Raw genomic sequence first — 25,672 nt, 5'->3', positions numbered from 1 at the left:
AGTAGCCGAGGACCGGCGACAGGCACAAGGCCGATTACAGGATTTGATCGCCGAGCGCGACGTCGCGGCAGGCTTCGAGCAGCGGGTGCAACCGCTCCATGGCATTGGTGCGCACCGCGAGCACCGTGGGCAGCGCGAGCACACCCGGCGTGCACACGGGGAGGAAGGCCACCCGGCTGCTGTGCAGGAGCCGTGCGTGCGGTGCGTAGAGGACAGTCCATCCGGCGGCGCCGGCGCCGAGCGCGGCGAGCGTGTCCTGGATCGAGACTTGCTCGGGACCGAGCACCGGTTCGAATCCCGCGTTGCCGCACGCGGTCAGCACAAGATCATCGAGCAAAGCGTTGTTCTGCCGGTTCGTCAGATAGAGCGGCAGCTCGGCGAGCTGAGCGAGATCGACACACCGCTCAGTGGCCGAGGGATGATCAGCGGGCAGCGCGACGACCAGTTCGTCGTACCACACCGGAATCTGCTGCACGCCCTCCGGCGCGACCACCTCGCCGCGCAGGAACGCCGCGTCCCACTCGTGCTCCGACACCTTGCGCAGCCGCTGCCCGAGCGCCGCCGATGTCAGTTCCACCTTCACCCCGGGCGCACGGTACTTCAGCGCAACGAGCAGGCGCTCCAGCCGCTCGCCCATCCCGCGGCTGGTGCCGATGCGCAGCACGGTCGGCGGGGTCAGGAAGTCCGCGACACTGGTCCGCGCGCGTTTCTCTGCCGCGAGGACCTTCTTCGCGGCAGGCAGGAACGCCGCCCCGGCCTCGGTGAGCCGGACGCTGCGAGGCGACCTTTCCAGCAGCACGACGCCGAGCTCGCGTTCGAGCCGGCCGAGCTGCTGGCTGACTGACGATTGCACAATCATCAGCCGTTCCGCCGCCCGACCGAAATGTAGCTCCTCGGCCACCGCGACGAAATACCTCAGTTGACGAAGTTCCATGACCTCAACGTGGTTCGGGGACAAGACTGGGTCAGGCTACCGCCCGGGGTGCGCAGCCAACCGATGTGGCTTCGTCCCGCGCGCCGCGCACATACAAATATGGTCGGAGGTGCCCGCGTGAGCTATCCAGAAGTCAGGTCAGCGCGTCGTCGTACTGCCGGTGTCGCGGCCGCCGTCATACTGGCCGTCGGCGTGATCTCGGCGTGCGAAAGCAGCGACAAGTCCGCGCCCGCGACTGTGCAGAGCACCGCGCCGAGTAAACCGTCCGGCGCGCCCGACCTCCGTGCGGCGGAGGAGATCGCGCACGAGATCGAGGCGCCGTGGGGGCTTGCCTTCCTGCCCGACGGCAATGCGCTGGTGGCGGAACGGAACAGCGGGCGCATTCTGCGGATCGGGTCCGGGCATGCGCCGGAGCAGGTGTACCAGGTGCCCGGTGTTGTCGCGAGCGGTGAGGGCGGTCTGCTCGGTCTGGCGTTGTCGCCGCAGTATGCCGAAAACCATTACGTCTATGCCTACTTCACCGCCGCATCCGATAATCGGATCGCCCGATTTCGGCTGGATGGGCAGCCGGAGGTGCTGTTCGACGGGATTGCCAAGTCGTCCAATCACAATGGCGGCCGGATCGCGTTCGGGCCGGACGGCCTGTTGTATGTCGGGACCGGCGACGCGGAACAGAGTGGGCGGTCGCAGGATCCGGCGAGTCCCAATGGGAAGATTCTGCGTCTGACGCCGGAAGGGCAACCGGCACAGGGTAATCCGACCGAGGGATCGCCGATGTACAGCCTGGGGCATCGGAATGTGCAGGGCCTGGCCTGGGATCGCGATGGGCGGCTTTTCGCGGCGGAGTTCGGGCAGAACCGGTTCGACGAAATCAATCTGATCGAGCCGGGACACAACTACGGATGGCCGACGGTCGAAGGTGTCGGCGGAGTGGATCGTGGGTTCACCGATCCGTTGGTGACGTGGGCGACGTCGGAGGCGTCGCCGTCGGGGATCGCGATTGCCGGAGACACGTTGTACGCCGCGGCATTACAGGGCAAGCGGCTGTGGACCGTGCCGCTGCGGGACGGCACGGTCGGTCAGACCCGAGATGTGTTGCGGGGCAGCTACGGTCGGTTGCGCACGGTCGCGGTCGCGCCGGACGGTGCGCTGTGGCTCACCACGTCCAACACCGACGGCCGGGGTAACCCGCAACCGAACGACGATCGCGTGCTTCGTTTCCCGGCGCGGTGAGTCAGTCGAACATCGGCACCCGAACCGGTCGGCCCAGCCGCCATACCGCGTAGGTCAGCGGCACGCCCGGACGGTAAGCCAGGTGGGTGACCGACGGTGCGTCCAGCACTTGCAGATCCGCGCGAGCACCGACGCGCACGACACCGACATCGTCGCGGCGCAGCGCTTGCGCACCGCCCGCGGTCGCCGCGTGCACCGCCTCGGCCACCGAAAGCCCCATCTGCAGTACGGCAGTGGCGACACAGAAGGCCATCGAGGTGGTGTACGAGCTGCCTGGGTTGGCGTTGGTGGCCAACGCGACTGTGGCACCGGCGTCCAGCAATGCGCGGGCCGGTGCGAGACGCTGCCTGGTGGACAGGTCGCAGGCGGGCAGCACGGTAGCGACGGTGTCGGAGGACGCGAGGGCCTCGATGTCGGCGTCGGTCAGGTAGGTGCAGTGATCGACGCTGGCCGCGCCGTGGCGCACCGCCAGTTGGACGCCGGGGCCTTCGCCGAGCTGATTGCCGTGCACCCGCAGGCCGAGCCCGCGCGCGTGCGCGGCACGCAGCACCCGATCCGACCGCCCCTCGTCGAAAGCGCCTGTCTCGCAGAAGACATCGGCCCAGCGCACGTAGGGCGCGACGGCGTCGAGCATCTCACCGCACACCAGATCGACGTACTTGTCGGGGTCCATGTCGACCGGGACCAGATGAGCGCCCAGGAAGGTCACTTCATCGGCGGCGGCCGCGGCAAGCTTGGCCGAGCGGAGTTCGTCGGCGACGTTGAGACCGTATCCGGTCTTGGTCTCCAGGCAGGTGGTGCCCTGCCGACGCGCCTCGGCGATATGCCGGGCCAAGTTGACCGACAGCTCGTCGTCGGACGCGGCCCTGGTGGCGGCCACAGTGGTGGCGATGCCGCCCGCGCGGTACGGGCGTCCGGCCATCCTGGCCTCGAACTCCGCGGTGCGGTCGCCCGCGAAGACGAGATGGGTGTGGCTGTCGACCCAGCCGGGCAACGCGGCCCGGCCGCCGAGATCGACCCGGTCGTCGGCGGCGGGAGCAGCACTCGCCGGGCCGATCCAGGCGAATTGCTCGCCGTCGAGGACCACCGCCGCGTCGCGCAGCGGGCCGTCCTCGGTGTTGGTGGTGAGTTCGCCGATGCCGGTGATCAGGGTCGACACAATGCCTCGATTTCCTCGCGCAACACGGTTTCTGGATGGGCCACCCGCAGGTGGCGGTGATCGGACACGACAGGGCGGCCCGCGACGAGCACCGAGCGGACGTCGCTCGCGGTCGCGGCGAACAATGCGGCAGCAGGGGCCGTGCCCGCAGTGCGGATCGAGTCCAGGTCGATGGTGACCAGGTCCGCCGCCGCGTTCGGGGCGATCCGGCCGACCTCGGGCCAGCCGATGGACGCGTGATCGGTCGCGGCGCGGTAGAGCTCGGCCGGGCTGAATCGGCCGCGGGCCCGGCTGGCGAGCCGCTCGTCGAGTTCCAGGGCGCGCCACTCCTCGAAGGCGTCGATCACCGCGTGGCTGTCGGTGCCGAGGCACAGGCCCACTCCCGCGTCGGACAGGGCGCGGGCCGGGCCGATGCCGTCGCCGAGGTCGCGTTCGGTGGTGGGACAGAAGCACGCGCGGGTGCCGCTGTCGGCGAGCAGGGCGATGTCGGCATCCGTGAGGTGAGTCGCGTGCACCGCAACCGTCTGCGGCCCGAGCAGGCCTGCCTCCGCCAGCAGCGCGGTCGGTGTACGGCCGTGTGCGGCAAGGCAATCGGCGTTCTCCGAGGGCTGCTCGGACAGGTGGACGTGCACCGGCCGACCCGAGGCCGCCGCGGCGACCACCGGGAGCGCCGCCGCGGGCACCGCGCGCACCGAGTGCGCGGCGACACCGGTTCGAACGAGCTCCGGTTTCGGCGTGAACGCGGCGGCGCGTTCGGCCCACGCGTCGACGCTACCGTCGCTGAAACGGCGTTGGCGCTCCCCCAGCTCCACGCCGAATCCGCCTGCCAGATAACACGTATCGAGCAGAGTGAGCCGAATACCGGCATCATCAGCCGCCGCCGCGAGTGCCGCGCTCATCGCGTTCGGATCCGCGTACCGCGCACCGCCCGGAGCGTGATGCAGGTAGTGGAACTCCCCCACACTCGTGAACCCCGCCAACACCATCTCGGCGTACACCCCGCGCGCAAGCCGATAGTAGGAGTCGGGATCCAGTTGGGCGGCAACGGCATACATGCGTTCACGCCACGTCCAGAACGTGCCTTGATCGTGCTGTGTACGGCCACGCAGCGCGCGGTGGAAGGCATGTGAGTGCGCGTTGGTGAAGCCGGGGATCGTCATGCCCGGCAGCACCGTGCCGGTTCGCTCGGTGTCACGGGTGACCGACTGGATCGTCGCGGCGGTCACCTCGATCGTCACCGCCGCGGCCGGTCCGTCCGGCAGCCAGGCGTATTCGGCCCAGTAGGTACTCATCCGGCCAGTTCTTCCAGCACTCGCGCGAGACTCTCTGCGCCGCTGTCGATGTCGGCGGGCTCGGCGTACTCCTGGGGTGCGTGGCTGATCCCGGTCGGGTTGCGCACGTACAGCATGCCGGAGGGCACGTGCGCGGCGAGCACGCCCGCGTCGTGCCCGGCGCCGGTGGGTAGTGCGGGTACGCCGCCGAGCACCTTGTCCATCCGGTTCCGGAGGGTTTCGTCGAAAACGACGTCGTCCGAATAGGACTCCTCGGTGACGATGAGCTGGCACCCCTCGGCCTCGGCGGCAGCCCGCGCCGCTTCGGTGATGTCCTCGACCAGCGCCGCGGTGCGGCCGTCACCGGCGGCCCGCGCGTCCAGCCACAGATCCACGCTGGACGCAATGACGTTCGTGCCGCCCGGATTGGGCACCAGCCTGCCGACTGTGGCGCGCGCGTCGGACATCGCGGCGGCGGCTCGTCGCGCAGCCGCCACCACCGTCGCGGCCGGGAGCATCGGATCGTGTCGATCGACGAGGCGGGTGGCGCCCGCGTGATTTCCCTGGCCGGAGAACGAGAACCGGTACCGCCCGTGCGCGATGATGCTGCTGCCGGTGGCGACCGGACTGTCCAGCTCGATCAGCCCGCGCCCCTGCTCGACATGCAGTTCCACGAAACAGCCGATCTGGGCGAGTGCTTCGGGATCGGCGCCGAAACGCTTCGGGTCATGCCCGGCCTTCACGGCCGCCTCGGCGAGCGTGATGCCCTCGGCGTCGCGCAGACCGCGCGCCCGATCGGCATCGATGGCGCCGGTGAGCAGCCGGGAGCCGAGGCACGGCACACCGAACCGTCCCCCCTCCTCCTCGGCGAACACGAGCACCGCGAGCGGCTTTGTCGGCGCAAAACCCTTGCCCCGCAAGATCTCCACCGCCGCGAGCGCGCTGGCCACGCCGAGCGGGCCGTCGTACGCGCCGCCACCTGGCACCGAATCGAGATGGCTGCCGGTGACGACCGCGTCGGCCCCTGGGCTTCCCCACCAAGCCCAGATGTTGCCGTTGCGGTCGGTATTCACGTCCAGGCCGCTGTCCAAGGCCTGATCGATGAACCAGTCCCGCAGCTCGAAGTCGGCGTAGTCGTAGACGTGCCGCGAGTAGCCGCCGCGCCGGGAATCCCGGCCGACGCCGGCGATCTCGGCCATCAACTGGTTCACGCCCACCGCGTCGCTCCTACCGTGCTCTGGGATCTGGTTCACGGCGCCTCGTGCATGGGAATGCGCACACCGCGCTCGGCGGCCACCTCGGCGGCGCGGTCGTAGCCCGCGTCCACGTGCCGGATCACGCCGGTGCCAGGGTCATTAGTGAGCACGCGCTCGATCTTCTGCGCGGCCAACTGCGTACCGTCGGCCACACACACCTGCCCGGCGTGGATGGACCGGCCCATGCCGACACCGCCGCCGTGGTGGATGGACACCCACGTCGCACCGGACGCGGTGTTGAGCAGCGCGTTGAGCAGCGGCCAGTCCGCGATGGCGTCGGAGCCGTCGGCCATCGACTCGGTCTCCCGGTACGGCGAGGCGACGCTGCCGGAATCGAGATGATCGCGGCCGATCACCACCGGCGCGGACAGCTCGCCGCTGGCCACCATCTCGTTGAAGCGCAGCCCGGCCAGGTGCCGCTCGCCGTAGCCGAGCCAGCAGATGCGGGCCGGAAGTCCTTGGAAGGCAACGCGTTCGCTGGCCATCCTGATCCAGCGACGCAACGATTCGTTCTCCGGGAACAGGTCGACGATGGCGCGGTCGGTGGCCGCGATGTCCTTCGGGTCGCCCGATAGCGCCGCCCAGCGGAACGGGCCCTTGCCCTCGCAGAACAGCGGACGGATGTAGGCCGGGACGAAGCCGGGGAAATCGAAGGCCCGGTCGCAGCCGCCGAGCGCGGCCTCGCCGCGCAGTGAGTTGCCGTAGTCGAAGACCTCGGCGCCCTTGTCCAGGAAGCCGAGCATGGCCCCGACGTGCTCGGCCATCGATTCCCGGGCGCGATCGGTGAACTCGTCCGGCTTCTTGGCCGCGTAGTCCGCCCAGTCCTCGACGGCGATGCCGCGCGGCAGGTAGGCCAGCGGGTCGTGCGCGGAGGTCTGGTCGGTGACGATCTCCGGGTCGAGTCCTTGCGCGAGCAGCTGCGGCAGCACCTCCGCCGCGTTGCCGATCAGGCCGACGGACAACGCCTTTCGCTGCCTGCGCGCATTCGTCACCCGCATCACCGCGTCATCGAGGTCGGTCGCGATCTCGTCGAGGTAGCGCTCCTGCACCCGCCGCTGTGCGCGGGCCGGATCGCACTCGATCACCAGCGCGACGCCACCGTTCATGGTGACCGCCAGCGGTTGCGCGCCACCCATCCCGCCGAGACCGGCGGTCAGCGTGAGCGTGCCCGCCAGGGTGCCGCCGAATCGCTTGTCGGCCACCGCCGCGAACGTCTCGTAGGTGCCCTGCAGGATGCCCTGCGTGCCGATGTAGATCCACGAGCCCGCGGTCATCTGCCCGTACATGGTCAGCCCGAGCGATTCGAGCCTGCGGAACTCCGGCCAATTCGCCCAGTCGCCAACGAGATTGGAGTTGGCGATCAGCACCCGCGGCGCCCACTCGTGCGTGCGGAACACCCCGACCGGCTTGCCCGACTGCACCAGCAGCGTCTCGTCGGACTCCAATGTGGTCAGCGACCGGGTGATCGCGTCGAAGCTGGCCCAGTTGCGGGCCGCCTTCCCGGTGCCGCCGTACACCACCAGATCCTGGGGCCGCTCGGCCACCTCCGGATCAAGGTTGTTGTGCAGCATCCGCATTGCCGCCTCGGTCTGCCAATTCTTGGCGGTCAGCTGCGTGCCCCGCGCCGCCCGAACTATCCGACTCATAGAACCAACCTCCAATGAATTGCTGCCGCGAACCGGACTCGGCCGCAGCAAAGTTCGACAAACCCCGCTGTCACGACCCGTTCGATGAAGCGAAGTGCGGCGCGACTACGCGGGCGAGCTCGCCGGAGCTGATGAGCGCCTCGGCGGCGGCGATTTCGGGAGCGAGATGACGATCGGAGCCAGGACCGTCGACCTTGGTGCGCAGCAGGGCGAGGGCCGCACCGGTGGCGGGCGCCGGGCGCAACGGCGCACGGAAGTCCAGCGCCCTTGCCGCCGTTAGGTATTCGACGGCGAGCACGGTGGTCAAGCCGTCCACCGCGGTGCGCAGCTTGCGGGCCGCGGACCAGCCCATCGACACGTGATCCTCCTGCATCGCACTGCTCGGGATCGAGTCCACCGAGGCGGGCACGGCCAGCCGCTTGAGCTCGCTCACCACGGCGGCCTGGGTGTACTGGGCGATCATGTGCCCGGAGTCGACGCCGGGATCGGCGGCCAGGAACGCCGGAAGTCCGTGCGACCGTGCGACATCGAGCATCCGGTCGGTGCGGCGCTCGGCCATGCTCGCCACGTCGGCCACCGGGATGGCGAGGAAGTCGAGCACATAGGCGACGGGCGCACCGTGGAAGTTGCCGTTGGATTCCAGCCTGCCGTCGGCGAGCACCACGGGATTGTCGACGGCGGCAGCCAATTCGCGACCCGCGACCAGCTCCGCGTGCGCGACGGTGTCGCGGGCCGCGCCGTGCACTTGCGGAGCGCAGCGTAGCGAATAGGCGTCCTGCACCCGATTACAGTCCGGCCCACGGTGACTCGCTACGATCTCCGAGCCGACCAGTGCGGTACTGATCCGCGCCGCCGAGCTGGCCTGGCCGGGATGCGGGCGCAAGGCCTGCAGGTCCGCGGCGAACACCCGGTCGGTGGCGAGCAGCGCCTCCACGCTCATGGCCGCGGTGAGGTCGGCGATATCGAGCAGCATGTGCAGGTCGGCCAGCGCGAGCACCAGCATGCCGAGCATGCCGTCGGTGCCGTTGGTCAGCGCCAGGCCCTCCTTCTCGGCCAGCACGACCGGCTTGATTCCGTTGGCGCTCAAGGCCGTTGCCGCGTCCGTCACGTTCCCGTCGGCGTCGGTCACCTCCCCCTCGCCCATGAGCGCCAGCGCCACCGCGGCCAGCGGCGCGAGGTCGCCGGAACAGCCGAGCGAGCCGTATTCGTGCACGATCGGGGTGATGTCGGCGTTGATCAGCGCGGCGAGCGTGGCCGCGGTCTCCGGCCGGATCCCGGTGTGGCCGGTCGCCAGGGTGCGCAGCCGCAGCACCATCAGCGCGCGTACCACCTCCCGCTCGACCGGGCGGCCCGCACCCGCCGCGTGCGAGCGGATCAGCGAACGCTGCAGCGCGACCCGGCTCTCCTGCGGAATATGGCGGGTCGCCAGCGCACCGAAGCCGGTGGACACGCCGTAGGTCGGCACCGTCCCCGCGGCCAGCGCGTCGACGTGCGCACGGGCCAGCGCCAGCCGGTCCTGCGTCGCCTCGCTCAGATGGACCTTGGCGCCGAGCCGCGCGACCGCGACGACCTGTTCCCCGGTCAACGGTCCGTCGAGTGCCACGGTGGGTAGCTGTGCAGTTTCGGGCATGGGGTCCATTCCACCGTCGCGGCGGGCAGTGGAGAATGAGGGTCGGTCCGATTCTGTCTGATATCCAAGACTTGCCGAGGAGATGGCATGGGAACGAGCAGCGACGTCCCGGCGTTGCGCCGTGGCCTTGCGGTGTTGCAGCTACTCGCGGGGCGAGCCGGGCCCATCTCCGCCTCGACCATCGCGCGCGAGCTCGGCCTGCCCCGGTCTACCACCTATCACCTGCTCGGCGAGTTGGAGGCGGCCCGTTTCGTCACCCGGCTGCCCAGCGAGCGCCGCTACGGGCTCGGCATCGCCGCGTTCGAGCTCGGCTCCGCCTATCTGCGCCACGATCCGCTCGAACGGCTAGCGGGACCGTTGCTGCGCGAGCTGGTCGAGGAGGTCGGGCACAACGCGCACCTCGGCGTGCTGCACGGCAACGAGTTGCTGTACCTCATCAAGGAACGTCCGTCACGCCCGGAAACCCTGGTCACCGGAGTCGGCGTGCGGCTGCCCGCACATCTGACCGCCTGCGGCCGGGCGATCCTGGCCTATCTCCCGGCCGCGCAGATTCGCGCGCTGTTCCCGTCGGCGGCCTCGTTCGTGCGCCGCACCGAGCGCGGTCCCCACTCGCTCGCGTCCCTGCGCACCATCCTGGCCACCGAGCGCAATCGAGGCTGGGCCTGCGAAGACGGCCACGTGACACCTGGGTTCGCCTCGGTCGCATATCCCGTCTTCGACCACAACCAACGACCCATCGCGGCCATCAGCGTCACGCTGCGGCACCACTGCGAGGCCATTCCGTGCCCGGCCGACTGGACACCGTTGGCCGGCCGGGTCCGTGCGACCGCCGACAGTCTCACTCAGCGCATCGGCGGCCGAGCGACCTAAGGCTTGCGGCCGATGCCGCCCCACGCCGCAGAGGGTTCCTCGCTGGTGGATTCGGAGTCGGCCCGCCACTGGTGCCTGTTCCGCGAACGCACGGAAGTCGGTTCTTGTCAGCTCGGCTGGCTTGGACACTCTACATCTCGCGACGCTGCGGATTGTGACCGGGAACACCCAGATTATTGGTTGTGCACAATATAGTTGTGAACTACTTTATTGGACATGACCGACCATCTGACCCTCGATGAGCAGCTGTGCTTTCCGCTGTACGCGGCATCCCGAGCGATGACGGCGGTCTACCGGCCGAAACTGGAACGGCTCGGGCTCACCTACCCGCAGTACCTGGTGATGCTCGCCCTGTGGGAACGCGACGGGCGTAGCGTCGGCGAGGTGTGCGACGCCCTCGCGTTGGACTCCGGCACGCTGTCTCCGCTGCTCAAGCGGTTGGAGGCGGCGGGTCTCGTGCGGCGGCAACGCGCGGCCGACGACGAACGTCGCGTCGATGTCCAGCTCACCGAACGTGGACAGGCACTGCGCGACGAGGCCCGCGGCATCCCGGCCGAAATGGCCGAGGCCTGCGGCCTTTCCGTCGATGAATTCTTGGCGCTGCGGGCAACCCTGCGGCGACTGACCAGCGCACTCTCGGCACCACCGATCGAAGGAGAACAGTCATGAAGATCCTGTACACCGCGGAGGCCTTGGCGACCGGCGACGGCCGCAACGGGCACGCACGCACCACCGACGGCAAGGTCGACGTCGATCTGGCCACCCCGCCGGAAATGGGCGGCAGCGGCGCGGGCACCAACCCCGAGCAGCTGTTCGCCGCGGGCTACGCGGCCTGTTTCCATTCGGCGCTGCGCCTGGTCGGCAAGCAGGCCAAGGCGAATGTCGACGATTCCGCGGTCGGCGCGAAGGTCGGCATCGGCCCGAACGACGCAGGCGGCTTCGAGCTCGCGGTCACCCTCGAGGTCTCGCTGCCGCACCTGTCCCGCGAGGACGCCCAGGCCCTCGCCGACAAGGCACACCAGGTGTGCCCGTACTCCAACGCCACCCGCGGCAACATCGACGTCGACGTCGTTGTCGCCGAAGACTGAACGAAGGAGCAGAGCATGCGTGCGGTAGTTATCGAAAGCTTCGGCGAACCGAAGGACGTACTGAACACGGCCGAACGGCCGCAGCCCGAACCCGGCGAAGGTGAGGTGCGCGTCGAGCTGATCCTCGCGCCCATCCATAATCACGACCTCGCCATCGTTCGTGGCGTGTACGGGTACAAGCCGCCGCTGCCGGCCATCCCGGGCACCGAGGGCGTGGGCCGGATCGACGCGCTCGGCCCCGGCGTGACCGGACTGACCGTCGGCCAACGGGTCACCGTCTCCGGCGCGCAGAACGTGTGGGCCGACTACTTCGTCGCCAAGGCCGCTCAGGTGGTGCCGGTGCCGGATGCGGTGTCCGACGAGACCGCCGCCCAGTTGCTGGCCATGCCACTCAGCGCGCTGATGCTGCTCGAGGATCTCGAGGTGACCGCAGGCGACTGGATCGCGATCAACGCCGCCAACGGCGCGGTCGGCCGACTGGTGAATGTGCTTGCGCGGCAACGTGGTGTCCATGTGCTGAACCTGGTGCGCGGGCCGAAATCGGTCGAGGCGCTGCTCGCCGCAGGCTTCGAGCCGGTGTTCGATACCGAGGCCGAGGGTTGGCGTGTGGCGGCCGTCGCCGCCACGTCGGGTGCGCCTATCGTGCGCGCCGTCGATCAGGTGGGCGGGCGCGCGGCCAGCGATGCGATGGCCCTGCTGGCGCCCAAGGGCGAGCTGATTTCGTTCGGTGCGCTGTCCGGCCAGCCGATGACGCTCAGCCCAGGCGACCTCATCTTCAAACAGACTGTGGTCAAGGGCTTCTGGGGTTCCAAGCGAATCGAGGAGACCTCGCCCGAGGATCGCAGGCGGCTCATCGGCGAACTGGTGTCCGCCGCGGCGCAGGGCGTACTGAAGCTCGACGTCGAGGCCATCTATCCGCTGGACGCGGCGGCCGACGCGGCCGTCGCCACCGAAAGCCCGGGTCGCAGCGCGAAGGTCGTGCTGGCACCGAAGGTCTGACGCGCTACGGGCGCGGTTCGAGCACGGCCATGGCGGCATTGTGACCTGGAATGCCGCTGACGCCGCCGCCTCGCACCGCGCCCGCGCCGCAGAGCAGGACATTGCGGTGCCCGGTCGCGACACCCCACCGTGCTGCCGGGTCTGTCGCTGCCTCGTCGGCTCGGTAGGGAAACGCCAAGTCGCGGTGGAAGATATGACCGCCCGGTAAGCCCACCTCTTGTTCGAGGTCGAGCGGGGTCTTCGCTTCGAGACACGGCTCGCCGTTCTCGTCCATGGCGAGGCAATCGGCGATCGGCTCGGCGAGCACCGAATCCAACTGGGCCATGGTCGCTTTCACGAGTTCAGCCTTCACCGCCGCCGGATCCTTGGCGAAAAGTTTTGCCGGTGTGTGTAGTCCGAACAGGGTGAGGGTGTGCGCGCCCCGCGCCGCCAGTTCCGGCGACAGGATCGACGGGTCGGTCAGCGTGTGACAGTAGATCTCCGACGGCGGCGCGGACGGAATCCGGCCGATCGCCGCCTCGCCATACGCGCGGTCCAGTTGTGCGTACGATTCGCCGATATGGAAGGTCCCGGCGAACGCTTCGCGCGGGTCGACCGAGCCGTCACGTAGCCGGGGCAGGCGATTCAGCAACATGTTGATTTTGAGCTGCGCGCCTTCGGGTTTCATCTCCGCCACCTGGCCGAGCAGCCGTGCGAGCTCGTGTGGCGCGGCATTCACCAGCACGTGGCCCGCACTCACCACGCCGTCCGAATAGCTCACTTCGGCTGCGCGACCATCGGTTTCGATCCCGGTCACCGCGCAATCGATGACGATCTCCGCACCCGCGGCGCGCGCGGACTCGGCGAGCGCGTCCGTGAGCGCGCCCATGCCGCCCACCGGCACATCCCAGTCCCCTGTGCCGCCGCCGATCACGTGATACAGAAAGCAGCGGTTCTGCCGCAGCGTCGAATCGTGCGCGTGCGTGAACGTTCCGATCAACGCGTCGGTCAACACGACCCCTCGCACCGTGTCATCGGCGAATTCCGACTCGACGATCTCCCCCAGCGGCCGCTCGAACAGCGCCGACCAAGCCACCTCGTCGTCGACGATGCTCCGCAACTCCGCCCGCGACGGCAGCGGCTGCGTCAACGTCGGAAACACCCGCTCGGCCAGCCGCCCGGTCATCGCATAAAATCTTTGCCACGCAACGAAATCCCGATCGGATCCGGTCAATCGAACGAAACTCTCCCGGGTGCGCTCCGCGGAACCGGTATCCACCAACAGCCCACCCGCCCCCACCGGCGTATACGACGAAATCCGCCGACGTCGCGTCGCGAACGACAACCCCAACTCGTCGACGATCTGCCGAGGCAGCAAACTCACCAGATACGAGTAGCGCGACAACCGCGCGTCCACCCCGGCGAACACTCGCGCCGAGACCGCCGCACCACCGGTAGCGGACTGCCGCTCCAGCACCGCCACCGACCGTCCGGCCCGCGCCAGATAGGCGGCGGCCACCAACCCGTTGTGACCACCACCCACAACCACCACGTCATACGTCGACCGCGTCGGCTTCATCCGTCCTCGATAGCACGGATTACCGGCGATCGACACCCGAACACGAACAAGGCCCCGCCCGGTCGAGTAAACCGGACGGGGCCGAGTGTCCCCCAACGAATGCCGTTGGGATCTTCTCCACTACCTACTTGGCCGGGGGCGCCGGAGGCATAGGCGGCTGGGCGATAGTGGCGAAGTACTGGATAGCCGCACCGATGGCGACCGGCGCGGTCACCAGGATCTGGCCCGCGACGGTGCCTAAGGCGCCGACCGCGATGATGCCGCCGAGGCAGCCGACGGCCGCGGCCGGGATGAACGGACCGAACATGCCGATGATGGTGGCAGCGGCAGCGGTGGCACCGAGAATACCGCCGAGCACGCAACCGACGGCCGCGCCGCCGAGGCCACCGACCAGGGTGCCGATGGTGGCACCCATCGAGATGGTGCTCGTCATGCGGGACCAGGCGGCCTGCTCACGGTCGTAGTCGGTCTTCCACGGCGCCTTGTCCTCGAACGGGAGGGCGACCGGCTTGTAGGTCGCCTTGTCCATCTCGAACTGCGGGGTCAGCGTCGCGGTGTGATCGGCGATGTCGGCCACGATTGGGAACTCGAACTCGTCGACCCGGAACTTCAGCGGCGTGCCCGTGAGGGTGCTGCCGTTAGCGGCCTTGATCTTGAAGACGCCGTCCTCGACGACCATCGAGCCGCCGTCGGTCTTGATGACGGTCTGGGTCTCGGTCGCGTTAGCGGTGAAGTCGATCGCGTCCTCACCGGTGGGCTGTGCCGCGGCCGTGCCGGCGGCGATGCCGACTGCGGCGGCCACCCCTGCAGCCACCGCAACGATTTTTCTCATCTATACCTTCTTCCTGTAGAGATTCGGCACGCCGAGCGTGCCGCGTGCCGGTCGCGGAACGCGCCGACAAGTCAATGCCCGGCGGCCGGTGGCACACCGTGCGGACCGAGTCACAGATCCAGCACGAGCACATCCGATCTTGCCCGCGAAACGCATAGCATCATGGTGTTGCCCCGCGCCTGCTCGTCGGCCGTGAGCAGCGAGTCGCGGTGGTCGATATCGCCTGCGAGAACGGCTGTTTCGCAGGTGCCGCAGGTACCTTCGCGGCAGGAGGTCACAATACTGATGCCGGCCCGCTCCAGCACATCAGCGATGGACTGGTGCACGCCGACCTGGAAAGTTCTACCGCTGCTTGCCAATCGGACCTCGAAGGACTTGTTCGGCGCGAATTCCATTGGCCGGGGCACGAATCGCTCCAGGTGCACGGGCAGCCCCTGTCGTGCCCCCTCGGCCTCCACAGCGGCGAGCAACGGCTCCGGCCCGCAGCAGTAGACCGCGGCATCGCTGTGCTCGGCCAGGATGTCGGCCAGCGGCAGCAGGCCGTGTTCGTCTTGCGGCAACAGCTTCGCGGCCGGATACCTGTTCGCGAGATCGTCGGCGAACGCCATGTGCGCGCGCGTACGGCCGCCGTAATACAGCGACCAACGCGCGCCTGCCGCCTCAGCGGCGGCCACCATGGGCAGGATCGGGGTGATCCCGATGCCACCCGCCAGGAAAACATACCGCTCGCAATCAACCAGCTCGAAATTGTTGCGCGGCATCGACACTCGCAGCACAGTACCGGCAAGAGCGGTACTGTGCAGATGATGCGATCCGCCACGGCCGCTGGGCTCGTGTAAGACCGCAATGCGCCAGTGGCTCGACTGCGCCGGATCACCGCACAACGAATACTGACGAACCCCCGCGGCACCCACAGCAACATCGATGTGCGCGCCCGGTGACCAACTCGGCAACTCCCCGCCCGCCTCGGCGGAGAGCTCGAGCGAGAACACGCCCTCGGCCTCGTCACGGCGAGCCGACACCCGTACCGGAATTTCAGTCATCCCTACCCTCTTTCGCGGGTTGCCGGCTTCGTTCGCGAGTTGTTCGACAAGACGTCAGGTCACGGCACCGGTAGACCGCCCAGCACGCCGCCACCTGCGACAAATCAAGTACGTGTGCCGCAGGATCACCGTCGCGGACATCCCCTGGCAACGCACCAAGAAAAAGCGCAGTCGATTCGGGCGATCGACGTTGACTATCGCCCCGACTCAGACGGCCCCGCGGCCCCGAAACTGGCGCCATGACGACTGTGGGGCAATTGGTGGACAAAACCACCCAGTTCATTCGTGACCAGGTCGTTCCGGTGGAACGCGAGGTCATCGTCGACGGGCGGGTGATGGACGACGCGCTGCGCCTCGACCTGCAGAAGAAGGCCAAGGAGGCGGGGGTGTTCGGCCCGCTGTCCGACCCGAAGTACGGCGGGCTCGGCCTGGACACCCGCGGCCAGGCCCAAGTGCTGGAGGCAGCCGGCGCCAGCCTGCTCGGCCCGATCGCGGTCAACGCCTGGGCGCCCGACGACGGCAACATCCATCTGCTCGCCCACGTAGCCAACGCCGAGCAACAGGAGCGCTACCTCGCACCGCTCGCCTCTGGCGAGGTGCGCTCGGCGATCGCCATGACCGAACCGGCTCCCGGCGCGGGCTCCGATCCCGGCATGCTGCAGACGGTGGCCGAGGAGACCGACGACGGCTGGATCATCAACGGCGCCAAGCATTTCACCACCGGCGCGCAGGGCGCCGCGTTCACCATCTGTGTGGCCAGGACCGGCGACGGGCCGACGATGTTCCTGGTCGACCAGGACAACCCGGGCCTGCGGGTCGGCCGCCGGATGGCGACCCTCGACCACACCAGCGCCCCCGGCGGACACTGCGAGGTCACCTTCGTCGACTGCGTCGTCCCCGACTCCGCCGTGCTCGGCGAGGTCGGCCAGGGACTGGTGCTCGCTCAGGTGCGGCTGGCCCCGTCCCGGCTGGTGTTCTGCATGAACTGGCTCGGGCTCGCCGTGCGCGCGCACCACCTCGCCATCGAACACATCAGCACCCGAACCTCTTTCGGCGTGCCGATCGCCGAACACGGTCTGGCCCAGGGCATGGTCGCGGACAACGAGATCGACATCGCCGCCGCCCGCGGCGTCATCCGCACCGCGGCCGAGACCATCGACGCGCAGGGCCCCACATCGTCGCAGGCGCGCCACGACGCATCGATCGCCAAAACCTTCGTCTCCGAAGCGGTTTGGCGGGTGCTCGACCGCGCGGTGCAGCTGCACGGCGGCCTGGGCGTCTGCGAAGACTACCTGGTGGCTCGATTCCTGGTCGAGGCCAGGGCATTTCGCATCTACGAGGGACCGTCCGAGGTGCTGCGCTGGTCCATCGCCCGGCGCGCGCTGCGCAAGCGCTGACATCCGTAATCGCTGAAGGGAGTACCGCATGACCACGCGAGAGATCGCCGGCTTCGCCGCCGCCTACCCCGAACTCGACGGTGCCGCCGTCGACTATGAATACCTGCGGGCCGTGTCGCAGGACATGGTGCCGTTCGGCCGCCACGTCGGCACCCTGATCACCGAGATCGGCCCCGAGCGGGCCGTGGTCGAGATCCCCGCCGTCGACGGCGTCCGTAACCACATGGGCACCGTGCACGCGGGTGCGCTGTTCACCGCCGCCGATATCGGTGGCGCCGCGGCGTTCGTCGGTGCGGCCGCCCCGCGGCTGTCCGCCATCGAGCGCCTGGTGCTGCGGGCGGGCACGGCGTCGTACCGCAAGCCCGCTGTCGGCCGGATCCGCGCGATCGCCACGGTCGACCGGCGCGAACTCGCCGAGGTGCTGAACACCACTGTGTCGAATCGTTTCGAGTTGTCCGGCAAGGCTGCCCTGGTCGACGACGGCGATGTGGTTGTCGCCAAGTTCACCTTCGACTACGTCTGCGATGTGATGATCCCGGAGACGGACCGGTGACCACTGCGGCACCCAAGAAGGGCTCGGAGTTCACCGGCCTCGAATCGACCACCGTCACGACCTCCGACGAGGTCACCTTCACCGTCCGCTTCCTGCCGGGCAAGAAGGCCGACGCGCCGGTGGTGCTGATCCTGCCCGCCATGGCGATGAAGGCGAAGAACTACCTGCTACTCGCCAAAGAGCTGAACGCCCAGGGGCTTTCGGTCGCCACCTGCGACCTGCGGGCCCACGGCGAGGCCAAGCCCGAGCTCGGGCTGCACCGCAACTTCGGCTATCGCGAAATGCTGGAGATCGACATGCCCGCGATCCTCGCCACAGTGCGGCAACGCTTTCCGGACGCGCCGATCCACCTGTTCGGGCACAGCCTCGGCGGGCAGATAGCGCTGCTGTTCGCCGCCGCCGAGCCGGACAGCGTCGCCGGGGTCACCGTGATCGGCACCGGCACGGTGTTCTGGTGGGCGTTCGGTCCGCGACGCTGGTTCGAGGCGCTGAGCCAGATCCAGTGGATCGGCCTGGTCGCGCGCTGGAAGGGCCACTGGCCCGGCGGCGTGCTGATCCCCGCGCCGATGCCCGGTGGCGTCATGCGCGACTGGGCGATGCACTCGCTGACCAGCTACTACTGCCCCAAAGGCAGTGCGCGCCAGTACAACACGCTGCTGCGGAACATGACAGCGCCGGTGCTGGTCATCTCGCTGTCCGACGACGTGCTCGGCCCGAAGTCCAATGTCGACTTCCTGGTCTCCCGGATGTCGAACGCGCGCGTCACCCAGTGGCACATCGACGAGGACTCGCCGGTCGAGCATCGCGATCACTTCACCTGGGTCAAGGATTCCCCGGCGATCGCGGCCCGCGTCGCGACCTGGATTGTCGCCGGCGAACTGCCCGGCTGAGGAGAACTGGTGGCAAGACTGCGAATTGACAAGGTGTCGAAGCAATTCGGCGCGACCTACGCGGTGCGCGAGGTGAGCCTGGACATCGCCGACGGCGAGTTCCTGGTGCTGCTCGGGCCGAGTGGGTGTGGCAAGTCCACGCTGCTGCGAATGATCGCGGGCCTGGAGGATCCGACCGGCGGCCTGATCCTGTTGGACGACAACGACATCACGCACCGGGCGCCGCAGCAGCGCGACCTGGCGATGGTGTTCCAGAGCTACGCGCTCTACCCGCATCTGACGGTGGCCAAGAACATCGGCTTCCCGCTGCGGGCCAGGCGCACGCCGCGCACGAAGATCGCCGAGCGGGTGGCCGAGGTGGCCGGAATACTCGGTCTCGGCGAGCTGCTGCGCCGCAAGCCCGGCGCGCTGTCGGGCGGCCAGCGGCAGCGAGTCGCGTTGGCCCGCGCCATGGTTCGCGATCCCGGCGCCTTCCTGATGGACGAGCCGCTGTCGAACCTGGACGCCAAACTGCGCAGCGCCACCCGCGCCGAGCTGATCGCGCTGCACCGCAGGCTGGGGGCGACCTTCCTCTACGTCACCCACGACCAGGTCGAAGCGATGACCATGGCCGACCGGATCGCGCTGCTCAACGAGGGGCAGGTGGAGCAGGTGGGCACGCCGACCGAGCTGTACGACCGGCCGCGCTCCACCTTCGTCGCCGGATTCCTCGGCGCTCCGCCGATGAACCTGTTCCCCGGCGTCGTCACCGAACGTGGCGGCAAGCTGTTCCTGGCGGCCGACGGCATCGACGTCGAATTATCCATCACCGCTGATGATTTCGGCACCTCCGTCGATGTTATCGCCGGTATCCGCCCGGAACATCTTCGGCTCGACATGGCCGCAGCCGACATCCGCGGCGAGGTGACCATGGTGGAAAACCTGGGCAGCGAGGAACTGATCCACTTCACGACCGGCGACCACACGCTCTGCGCCCGCGCACCGCGCCCCGCCGAGGTGCACGCCGACGACAGCATCGGGCTGCGCGTCGATCCCGCCCACATCCACCTCTTCGACCCCGAATCCGGCCTGCGCATGACCTGGCAAGAGCCACAGCCGGATTCGCTACGCGACGGCGCCGACGCAGTCGTCGCCGTCGCCTGACTCGTGACAACGCCGTCCGACATCACCGAACAATGAGGAGAACACCGTGAACCGCACCGCGCCCATCTTGGGCATGGTGTTCGCAACCACCGTCGCGCTCAGCGCTTGCGGCGGACTCGGGAGCACCAGCACAGATTCGAACTCCAGCACCGCGCAGATCCCGGACCTGAAGCCGGATCAGCACGTGGCCATCGTGTTCGAGTCCTACAACTACGGACTCGCCGGAGCGTGGACCGATACCTTCAACACGCTCATCGGCGACTTCCGCAAGAAGTTCCCGAACATCACGGTGACCGCGCAGAAGCCGCAGGGCAACAGCCCGAACCCGGCCACGGACACCATCTCCAGCATCCAGAACCAGACGGTCGCGGGCACCCCGCCGGATGTCGCCCAGCTCGGCTTCAGCGACCTGGACTACACCGTCCATCAGCTGGGCGCCAAGCCGCTGGACACGCTGGTCTCCAAGCAGGAGGTCCAGCGCAACTTCGACGGCGCCAAGTACCCGTTCGCACCGAAGGCCCGCACCCTCGCCGATTGGGACGGCCACACCTACGGTGTGCCGTTCGTCTTCTCCACGCCCGTGTTGTATTTCAACGCGTCACTGTTCACCGAAGCCGGGCTCGATCCGGCCAAGCCGCCGACCACCTGGCAGCAGGTCGCCGAAGCGTCCAGCGCGATCACCAGCAAGACCGGTAAGGGCGGCATCTACGTCGACTGCCTGACCAAGACCGCCAAGGACTGGTGCTTCCAGTCGTTGGTCCGGTCCAATGGCGGCCGGGTCATCTCCGAGGACCGCAAGTCGCTGACCTTCGCCGACGCGCCCGTCGTCGAGGTCGCACGGCAGCAACAGCAGCTCGTCGAGTCGGGCAGCATGCCCAAGCTCAACCAGAAACAGGGCTACGAGGCGTTCGCCCGCGGCGATATCGGCATGATCCTGGAGACCAGCGCAATCCAGGGCACCTTCACCACCGGCGCCAAGGACAAGTGGGACCTGCGGGCCGCCCCCATGCCGAGCTACGCCAGCAAGCCGCCGATACCGACGAATTCCGGTGCCTCCCTGCACATTCTGTCGAACGACCCGGCCAAGCAGCGGGCGTCCTGGGAGCTGATCAAGTTCCTCACCAGCGAAGATGCCTACACCAAGATCGCGCAGGGCATCGGCTACCTGCCACTGCGCACCGGTCTGATGGATGACCCTGCCGGACTGAAGGACTGGTCCGCGAAGAACCCACTACTGCAGCCGAATGTCGCCCAGCTGGCGAACATGGAGCCGTGGATCTCCATGCCGGGCACCAACTATCTGCAGATCCGCGACAGCATGATGGACGCGGTCGAGGCGATCGTGTTCCAGGGCAAGGATCCGCAGGCCACATTGACCGAAGCGCGTGAGCAGGGCGCCAAACTGCTGCCGGTCTCATGAACGGACACAGCATGAACACGCCGGTCACGATCGTCCAGCTCACCGACACCCACATCCGGCCCGCCGGAGAGAAGGTGCACGGCAAGGTCGATACCTACGAGAACCTCACCCATGTGCTGCAGCAGCTGCGGGCATCGCAGCAGCGGATCGACGCACTGGTGCTGTCGGGAGACCTGACCGACAACGGGTCGCCCGAGGCATATCGGCGACTGCGTGACGCGGTCGAGCCAGTAGCCGCCGAGCTCGGCGCGCAGACGGTGTACGTGATGGGCAATCATGACGAGCGCGCGGCGTTCGGCACCGAGTTGTTCGGAAACGATGCCGCGGCAATAGATCCCGATGTCACGCACGACAGTGTCACCGAGGTGGCCGGGTTGCGGATCATCGCGTTGGACAGCTCCACCCCCGGCCGACACGACGGACGGCTGGAACCGGAACAGCTCGACTGGCTGGCCGAGGAGCTGCGCCGACCGGCGCAACACGGCACGCTGCTGGTGCTGCACCACCCGCCGATCCCGTCGCCGATCGCGACCACCGAGTACCTCAAGCTCGAACAGCCTGAGCTGCTCGAAGAGGTGCTGTCCGGATCGGATGTGCGGCTGATCGTCTGCGGGCACAACCACCTGACCGGTGCGGCCGCGCTCGGTGGCATCCCGGTCTGGATCGGGCCCGCGCTGTCGTATCGGATCGATCCGATCGCGCCGGTCGGCCGGCATCGCGGGCTGGTCGGATTCGGGTACAGCCGCATCGATCTGCTCGGTTCGTCGCTGGTGGCCACCGCGATCGAGGCGACGCCCGCCGAAACCGTCTACGACAGAACGGAACAGGACGTGCTCGATCAGCTCGCCGCGTTGGCCGCGGCCGAGACCAGGTAGGTCGATGTTCGTCATCGAAACCCCGCGCGTTGCCGAGGAAGTGGCCGAGCCGGTCACTTCCCCGCTCCCGCCGCCGCACCGCCTCGCCCGGTTCCGCCGGGCGGGGCGGTTCGTGGTGCCGTACCTATATCTGGCACCCGCGCTGTTCCTGCTCGTGGTGTGGACCTACCGGCCGCTGGTGCAGGCGTTCGAATTGTCCACCTACTCCTGGAATCTGCTGCCGACCTCGCCGATGAAGCCGGTCGGAACCGGCAATTACCAACGGCTGATGGACCTTCCGGCGTTCTGGAATTCGATCGGCCGCACGGGTGCGCTGATTCTCGGCCTGCTGCCGTTCACCGTGGTGCTTCCGGTGCTCATCGCGTTGGCGAGCAAGCGGGTACACGGGCGGGCCAGGACGATCTATCAGGCGTTCATCTTCGTGCCGTTCCTGGTGGCTCCCGTTGCGGCTGCGGCCGTTTGGCGGTGGCTGTTGCATCCCGGCGCCGGGTTCGTCGATCAGTTGCTCGGCTCGGATCGCAACTGGGTGTACGACGTGAGCACCGCGCACCTGGTGATCATCGCGATCACCGGCTGGCAGTTGCTCGGGTTCTCGGTGCTGGTGGTATGGGCCGGATTGGCCGGTATCAGTGGCGACTACAACGAGGCGGCTCAGGTGGACGGGGCGAGTCCGGGGCAGATCCGGCGCTGGATCACGCTGCCGCTGCTGTCGCCCACCGTGATGTTCCTCGTGCTCACCACCGTATTGCTCAGTCCCGTGCTGACTTTCCCGCTCATCGACTCGATGACGCAGGGCGGTCCCGCACAGGCCACTACGAATATCTATTACCTGCTGTGGGATTACGCCTTCCACAGTTTCGATGCCGGGCTCAGCGCGGCTGCCGGAGTGCTGTTGTTCGCCGGATTCGGTGTGATCGCCGGGATCCTGGTGTGGATCTCGGAAAAGGTTGCCTTCCATGATGATTGATCGTCTTCGCGCCGCGGGCAGCCACGCGCTGCTCGCGGTGACGGCTGTGGTGTGTATTTTCCCGATCTACTGGCTGTTCGCCACCTCGCTGCGCAGGCCGGAGGACGTCACCTCGCTGTCGCCGATTCCCTGGCCGATCTCGTTCGCCAACTACACCGACGCGGCCGCGAAGGTCGACGTGGTCGGGCTGATCGGCAACACCTTCTTCATCGCGGCGCTGTCGGCGGTGGGTCAGCTGCTGGTCGCGCTGTTGGCGTCCTACGCGTTCGCGATGTACACGTTTCCGTTCCAGAAGATCCTGTATCTGGCCTTTGTCGGTACCTGGCTGGTGCCGTTCCAGGTGACGATGCTGCCGAACTATGTGCTGCTCACCCAGCTCGGGTTGATCAACTCGCTGATCGGTGTCGTGTTGCCGACGCTGTGCTCGGCACTGGCGGTGCTGCTGTTGCGTCAGCACATGGCGAGCTTCCCCAAGGAGCTGGTCGCCGCCGCCAAGATCGACGGGCGGTCGTCGTGGTCGATCCTGTGGACCGTGGTCGTGCCCAACCTGCGACCCGCCCTGGCCGCCCTGGGCATTCTGTTGTTCATCAATGCCTGGAACGAGTATTTCTGGCCCGCGGTCGTGCTTCGCCAAGGCAACAGCGTGCTCCAGCTCGGGCTGCGCAGCTTCATGGGCACCGAGGGTGATCAGTGGGGACCGATGATGGCGCTGGCGAGCCTCGCCTGTTTGCCCGTTCTCGTGATGTATCTGTTGTTGCAACGCCACATCGTGAACGCCTTCGTAAGGTCTGGACTGAAATAGTTTCAGGTGGTCGGTTACGAATCGGTGCGCAAACTGAGATTCCGCTCACTCACCGATGCGGAGACGACGATCACCGGACATCCTGATCTTGCTGGGAACGTCACCGCCGGCGAATCGACCGGGCGCCATCATGCGCAGGCGAATCGTTGACGCAGGGCCGGTGATGACGCGGGGATAGCAAAACCGAGCGCAGCAGAGTCGAAGGAGCGAATGGATCGTGCGTCCGAAGAGGGCACTGACGTGGGTTTCCCTGGCCGCCGCCGCGGTGCTGATGGCGGCAAGTTGCGGGTCCTCTTCGGATACTGCGGCCGAGACACCGCAGAAACCGGGCACGCTCCTCTCGCAGCGGCCGTTGACCAACGGCGGTCCGAAGATCTCGGCGGCAGCCGGTTCGGCGACGTACTTCCGCTACATTTCCACCTCCCCGGACAAATCGCCCATCGAGGTGTCGGGTGCGGTGTACTTGCCGAAAGGCACTGCACCGGAAGGGGGTTGGCCGCTGGTCGCCTATGGTCACGGCACCTCCGGGGTAGCCAATGACTGTGCTCCGACGAGTTCGCCAGAACTGTTCGGCAACGACGTCACGGTTGCGAATCTGCTCGACGCGCACAAGGCGGTGGTAATGACCAACTACCAAGGGCTCGACGGCCCCGGCTCGGCACCGTATCTACAAGCGGAGTCCTCGGGATATGACGTCCTCGACTCCGTTCGGGCGGCGCAGCAACTCGATGTGCCGGTCACCAAAGAGGTTGTGCTCGTCGGGTTGTCGCAGGGCGGGCGGGCCACGGAATCCGCAGCTGAGACGGCCAAGACCTACGCGCCTGAGCTGAAGATCCTCGGCAATGTGCTGCTCTCGCCCGCACTGCGCAGCGAACTCGCCAAGGCCGCGGCAACGAACACGCTGACCGTCGGCCAGTACCTGTTGCTGCCCTACCTGGTGGCCGCCGTTCGCTATGACCACCCGGACTACTCCTACGACAAGGTTCTGCACGGCGCGCTGCTCACCGCGGCACCGCGCCTCGAAGGACTCTGCACCGGCCAGACGACACTGCGGGACCTGGCCATCGGCCAGGCCGCAACACCCGCCGCCGCGTCGTTCGTCGACGATGGCGCCCGGCAAGCGCTCGACGACTACGAAACCGGTGGCAACCTGCCCAAGGTCGCCACCGACATTCCGACCTTCATCTCGCGCGGCGACAGCGACGATCTGGTCAACACCGCGTGGGGCAACCAGGCCGTCGCCGACATGTGCGGCCTCGGCATCAACCTCGTCGACCATGTGCTGCCCGGCGGCCACGAGGCCTGGCGCGCCCGCGGCGATCTGGTCACCGCCTGGATCAACGACCGCTTCACGGGCGCCCCCGTCCCGCCGACCACCTGCCGCCGGTGACCACCCGCCTGAAAACCGGTGCGGCGCTGCTGATTCTGACGATCAGCTACTACATCGCTGAACTGATCGTCGGCGACCGCTGGCAGGACGCGCACCCATACAGCTGGTCCGACAACATGATCAGCGACCTCGGCGTCCCCGAATGCTTCGGCGACATGGCGCAATACGGCGCGTCGACGCCCCGCTACATCTGTTCGCCGTGGCACGCACTGATGTCGGCCGAGTTCGTGCTGCTCGGCGTCCTTGTACTCGCCGCAGCGCTGTTGCTCACCCCCCTACTGCCGAAAACCCGTGCCGGACGGGCGATTCCCTACCTCGCCCTGATCAACTGCATCGGCATTGTCCTCGTCGGCGCCTTCCCGGGCAGCGCAGGCGAAGTCCCCGGCGGCAACCACCTCCGCGCTGTCCTACACCCAACCGGCGCCTACCTGGAACTGCTCTCCGGCCTCGCGATCATGATCATCATCGCCCGCGCCTACCGAACCCACCGCGCCTACACCGCAACAACTCTCGCCTTGATCATCGTCACCATCATCGGCATGATCACCAGCCTCGCCCCCGACCACCTCGGCCTCGGCGCAGGCACCGCCGAACGCCTCGCCATCGACCCATTCGTCATCTGGCGAGTCCTCACCGGCGCCGCCCTCCTCCTCGCCCTACCCAGCATCCAACGCCAGGCCGACTGAGCGTCTCGCCCGACGCCGGTCAGCCTGCCA

The 25,672-nt window shown here is 67.9% G+C and carries 24 protein-coding genes; 15 read left to right on the top strand and 9 right to left on the bottom strand.

From position 1 onward, the window contains the following. Window positions 1-34 precede the first annotated feature (34 nt). On the bottom strand, window positions 35-934 hold the full coding sequence (locus ABZ942_RS20570) for a LysR family transcriptional regulator (protein WP_357384201.1): 900 nt from the start codon (window positions 932-934) through the stop codon (window positions 35-37). 195 nt (window positions 935-1,129) lie between these two features. On the opposite strand from ABZ942_RS20570, the gene ABZ942_RS20565 reads away from it, so the two are divergent. Continuing rightward, on the top strand, window positions 1,130-2,167 hold the full coding sequence (locus ABZ942_RS20565; protein WP_357384573.1) for a PQQ-dependent sugar dehydrogenase: 1,038 nt from the start codon (window positions 1,130-1,132) through the stop codon (window positions 2,165-2,167). Window position 2,168: 1 nt separating this feature from the next. On the opposite strand, the gene hutI is transcribed toward ABZ942_RS20565, so the two are convergent. The 5 genes from hutI to hutH all read right to left on the bottom strand — a co-directional run bounded on the left by hutI (window position 2,169) and on the right by hutH (window position 9,129). Beyond that, on the bottom strand, window positions 2,169-3,326 hold the full coding sequence (gene hutI, locus ABZ942_RS20560; RefSeq protein WP_357384200.1) for an imidazolonepropionase: 1,158 nt from the start codon (window positions 3,324-3,326) through the stop codon (window positions 2,169-2,171). Continuing rightward, complete coding sequence (locus ABZ942_RS20555; protein WP_357384198.1) at window positions 3,314-4,618, bottom strand: formimidoylglutamate deiminase; 1,305 nt, start codon at window positions 4,616-4,618, stop codon at window positions 3,314-3,316. Before ABZ942_RS20555 ends, hutI begins: the two co-directional genes overlap by 13 nt. Beyond that, on the bottom strand, window positions 4,615-5,814 hold the full coding sequence (locus ABZ942_RS20550; RefSeq protein WP_357384196.1) for an allantoate amidohydrolase: 1,200 nt from the start codon (window positions 5,812-5,814) through the stop codon (window positions 4,615-4,617). The genes ABZ942_RS20555 and ABZ942_RS20550 overlap by 4 nt, the downstream gene beginning before the upstream one ends. A gap of 32 nt (window positions 5,815-5,846) precedes the next feature. Further along, complete coding sequence (gene hutU / locus ABZ942_RS20545; RefSeq protein WP_357384194.1) at window positions 5,847-7,499, bottom strand: urocanate hydratase; 1,653 nt, start codon at window positions 7,497-7,499, stop codon at window positions 5,847-5,849. Window positions 7,500-7,569: 70 nt separating this feature from the next. Continuing rightward, complete coding sequence (gene hutH, locus ABZ942_RS20540) at window positions 7,570-9,129, bottom strand: histidine ammonia-lyase (protein ID WP_357384192.1); 1,560 nt, start codon at window positions 9,127-9,129, stop codon at window positions 7,570-7,572. An 87-nt stretch (window positions 9,130-9,216) separates the two neighbouring features. Between hutH and ABZ942_RS20535 the strand changes: the two genes are divergently transcribed. The 4 genes from ABZ942_RS20535 (at window position 9,217) to ABZ942_RS20520 (ending at window position 12,086) form a co-directional block, all read left to right on the top strand. Continuing rightward, a complete protein-coding gene (locus ABZ942_RS20535) occupies window positions 9,217-9,999 on the top strand; it encodes an IclR family transcriptional regulator (protein ID WP_357384190.1) in 783 nt (260 codons plus the stop codon). A gap of 216 nt (window positions 10,000-10,215) precedes the next feature. Continuing rightward, window positions 10,216-10,668 carry a MarR family transcriptional regulator gene (locus ABZ942_RS20530; RefSeq protein ID WP_357384189.1) on the top strand — a complete coding sequence of 151 codons (453 nt, stop codon included), beginning with the start codon at window positions 10,216-10,218 and terminating at the stop codon, window positions 10,666-10,668. Next, on the top strand, window positions 10,665-11,087 hold the full coding sequence (locus ABZ942_RS20525; RefSeq protein ID WP_357384187.1) for an organic hydroperoxide resistance protein: 423 nt from the start codon (window positions 10,665-10,667) through the stop codon (window positions 11,085-11,087). The genes ABZ942_RS20530 and ABZ942_RS20525 overlap by 4 nt, the downstream gene beginning before the upstream one ends. Window positions 11,088-11,102: 15 nt before the next feature. Next, window positions 11,103-12,086, top strand: a complete 984-nt coding sequence (locus ABZ942_RS20520; RefSeq protein WP_357384185.1) for a zinc-binding dehydrogenase — start codon at window positions 11,103-11,105, stop codon at window positions 12,084-12,086. A gap of 4 nt (window positions 12,087-12,090) precedes the next feature. Here the strand turns inward: ABZ942_RS20520 and ABZ942_RS20515 are convergent, their stop codons facing one another. The 3 genes from ABZ942_RS20515 to ABZ942_RS20505 all read right to left on the bottom strand — a co-directional run bounded on the left by ABZ942_RS20515 (window position 12,091) and on the right by ABZ942_RS20505 (window position 15,519). After that, complete coding sequence (locus tag ABZ942_RS20515) at window positions 12,091-13,644, bottom strand: NAD(P)/FAD-dependent oxidoreductase (RefSeq protein ID WP_357384183.1); 1,554 nt, start codon at window positions 13,642-13,644, stop codon at window positions 12,091-12,093. Window positions 13,645-13,768: 124 nt separating this feature from the next. Next, window positions 13,769-14,476 (bottom strand): hypothetical protein, encoded by a 708-nt coding sequence (locus ABZ942_RS20510; protein WP_357384181.1) that lies wholly within the window; start codon window positions 14,474-14,476, stop codon window positions 13,769-13,771. A gap of 110 nt (window positions 14,477-14,586) precedes the next feature. Next, a complete protein-coding gene (locus ABZ942_RS20505) occupies window positions 14,587-15,519 on the bottom strand; it encodes a PDR/VanB family oxidoreductase (protein ID WP_357384179.1) in 933 nt (310 codons plus the stop codon). Between the two features lie 239 nt (window positions 15,520-15,758). Here ABZ942_RS20505 and ABZ942_RS20500 point away from each other — a divergent pair, with 239 nt between their 5' ends. The 10 genes from ABZ942_RS20500 to ABZ942_RS20455 all read left to right on the top strand — a co-directional run bounded on the left by ABZ942_RS20500 (window position 15,759) and on the right by ABZ942_RS20455 (window position 25,642). Further along, window positions 15,759-16,916, top strand: a complete 1,158-nt coding sequence (locus ABZ942_RS20500) for an acyl-CoA dehydrogenase family protein (RefSeq protein ID WP_357384178.1) — start codon at window positions 15,759-15,761, stop codon at window positions 16,914-16,916. A gap of 28 nt (window positions 16,917-16,944) precedes the next feature. Next, the gene (locus tag ABZ942_RS20495; protein WP_357384176.1) at window positions 16,945-17,469 is read left to right on the top strand and encodes a YiiD C-terminal domain-containing protein; all 525 of its coding nucleotides are present in this window, start codon (window positions 16,945-16,947) and stop codon (window positions 17,467-17,469) included. Next, window positions 17,466-18,359, top strand: a complete 894-nt coding sequence (locus ABZ942_RS20490) for an alpha/beta fold hydrolase (RefSeq protein WP_357384174.1) — start codon at window positions 17,466-17,468, stop codon at window positions 18,357-18,359. The genes ABZ942_RS20495 and ABZ942_RS20490 overlap by 4 nt, the downstream gene beginning before the upstream one ends. A 9-nt stretch (window positions 18,360-18,368) precedes the next feature. Continuing rightward, on the top strand, window positions 18,369-19,502 hold the full coding sequence (locus tag ABZ942_RS20485; protein WP_357384172.1) for an ABC transporter ATP-binding protein: 1,134 nt from the start codon (window positions 18,369-18,371) through the stop codon (window positions 19,500-19,502). Between the two features lie 46 nt (window positions 19,503-19,548). Next, window positions 19,549-20,922: an ABC transporter substrate-binding protein gene (locus ABZ942_RS20480; RefSeq protein ID WP_357384170.1), complete on the top strand. Its 1,374-nt coding sequence runs from the start codon at window positions 19,549-19,551 to the stop codon at window positions 20,920-20,922. 11 nt (window positions 20,923-20,933) lie between these two features. Continuing rightward, window positions 20,934-21,797 (top strand): metallophosphoesterase, encoded by an 864-nt coding sequence (locus ABZ942_RS20475; RefSeq protein ID WP_357384168.1) that lies wholly within the window; start codon window positions 20,934-20,936, stop codon window positions 21,795-21,797. A 4-nt stretch (window positions 21,798-21,801) separates the two neighbouring features. Continuing rightward, entirely contained in the window at window positions 21,802-22,764 is a 963-nt protein-coding gene (locus ABZ942_RS20470; RefSeq protein WP_357384166.1) for a sugar ABC transporter permease, read from the top strand. Beyond that, window positions 22,754-23,566, top strand: a complete 813-nt coding sequence (locus tag ABZ942_RS20465; protein ID WP_357384164.1) for a carbohydrate ABC transporter permease — start codon at window positions 22,754-22,756, stop codon at window positions 23,564-23,566. The genes ABZ942_RS20470 and ABZ942_RS20465 overlap by 11 nt, the downstream gene beginning before the upstream one ends. A gap of 217 nt (window positions 23,567-23,783) precedes the next feature. Continuing rightward, window positions 23,784-24,956, top strand: coding sequence for a lipase family protein (locus ABZ942_RS20460; protein ID WP_357384162.1), 1,173 nt, complete (start codon window positions 23,784-23,786; stop codon window positions 24,954-24,956). Then, window positions 24,953-25,642 carry a DUF998 domain-containing protein gene (locus ABZ942_RS20455; RefSeq protein WP_357384160.1) on the top strand — a complete coding sequence of 230 codons (690 nt, stop codon included), beginning with the start codon at window positions 24,953-24,955 and terminating at the stop codon, window positions 25,640-25,642. The genes ABZ942_RS20460 and ABZ942_RS20455 overlap by 4 nt, the downstream gene beginning before the upstream one ends. The last annotated feature ends 30 nt before the right edge of the window (window positions 25,643-25,672 follow it).

The sequence above is a fragment of the Nocardia sp. NPDC046473 genome (assembly GCF_040645995.1).
Taxonomy (GTDB): domain Bacteria; phylum Actinomycetota; class Actinomycetes; order Mycobacteriales; family Mycobacteriaceae; genus Nocardia.
This window is presented reverse-complemented; position numbering and strand designations above follow the sequence as displayed.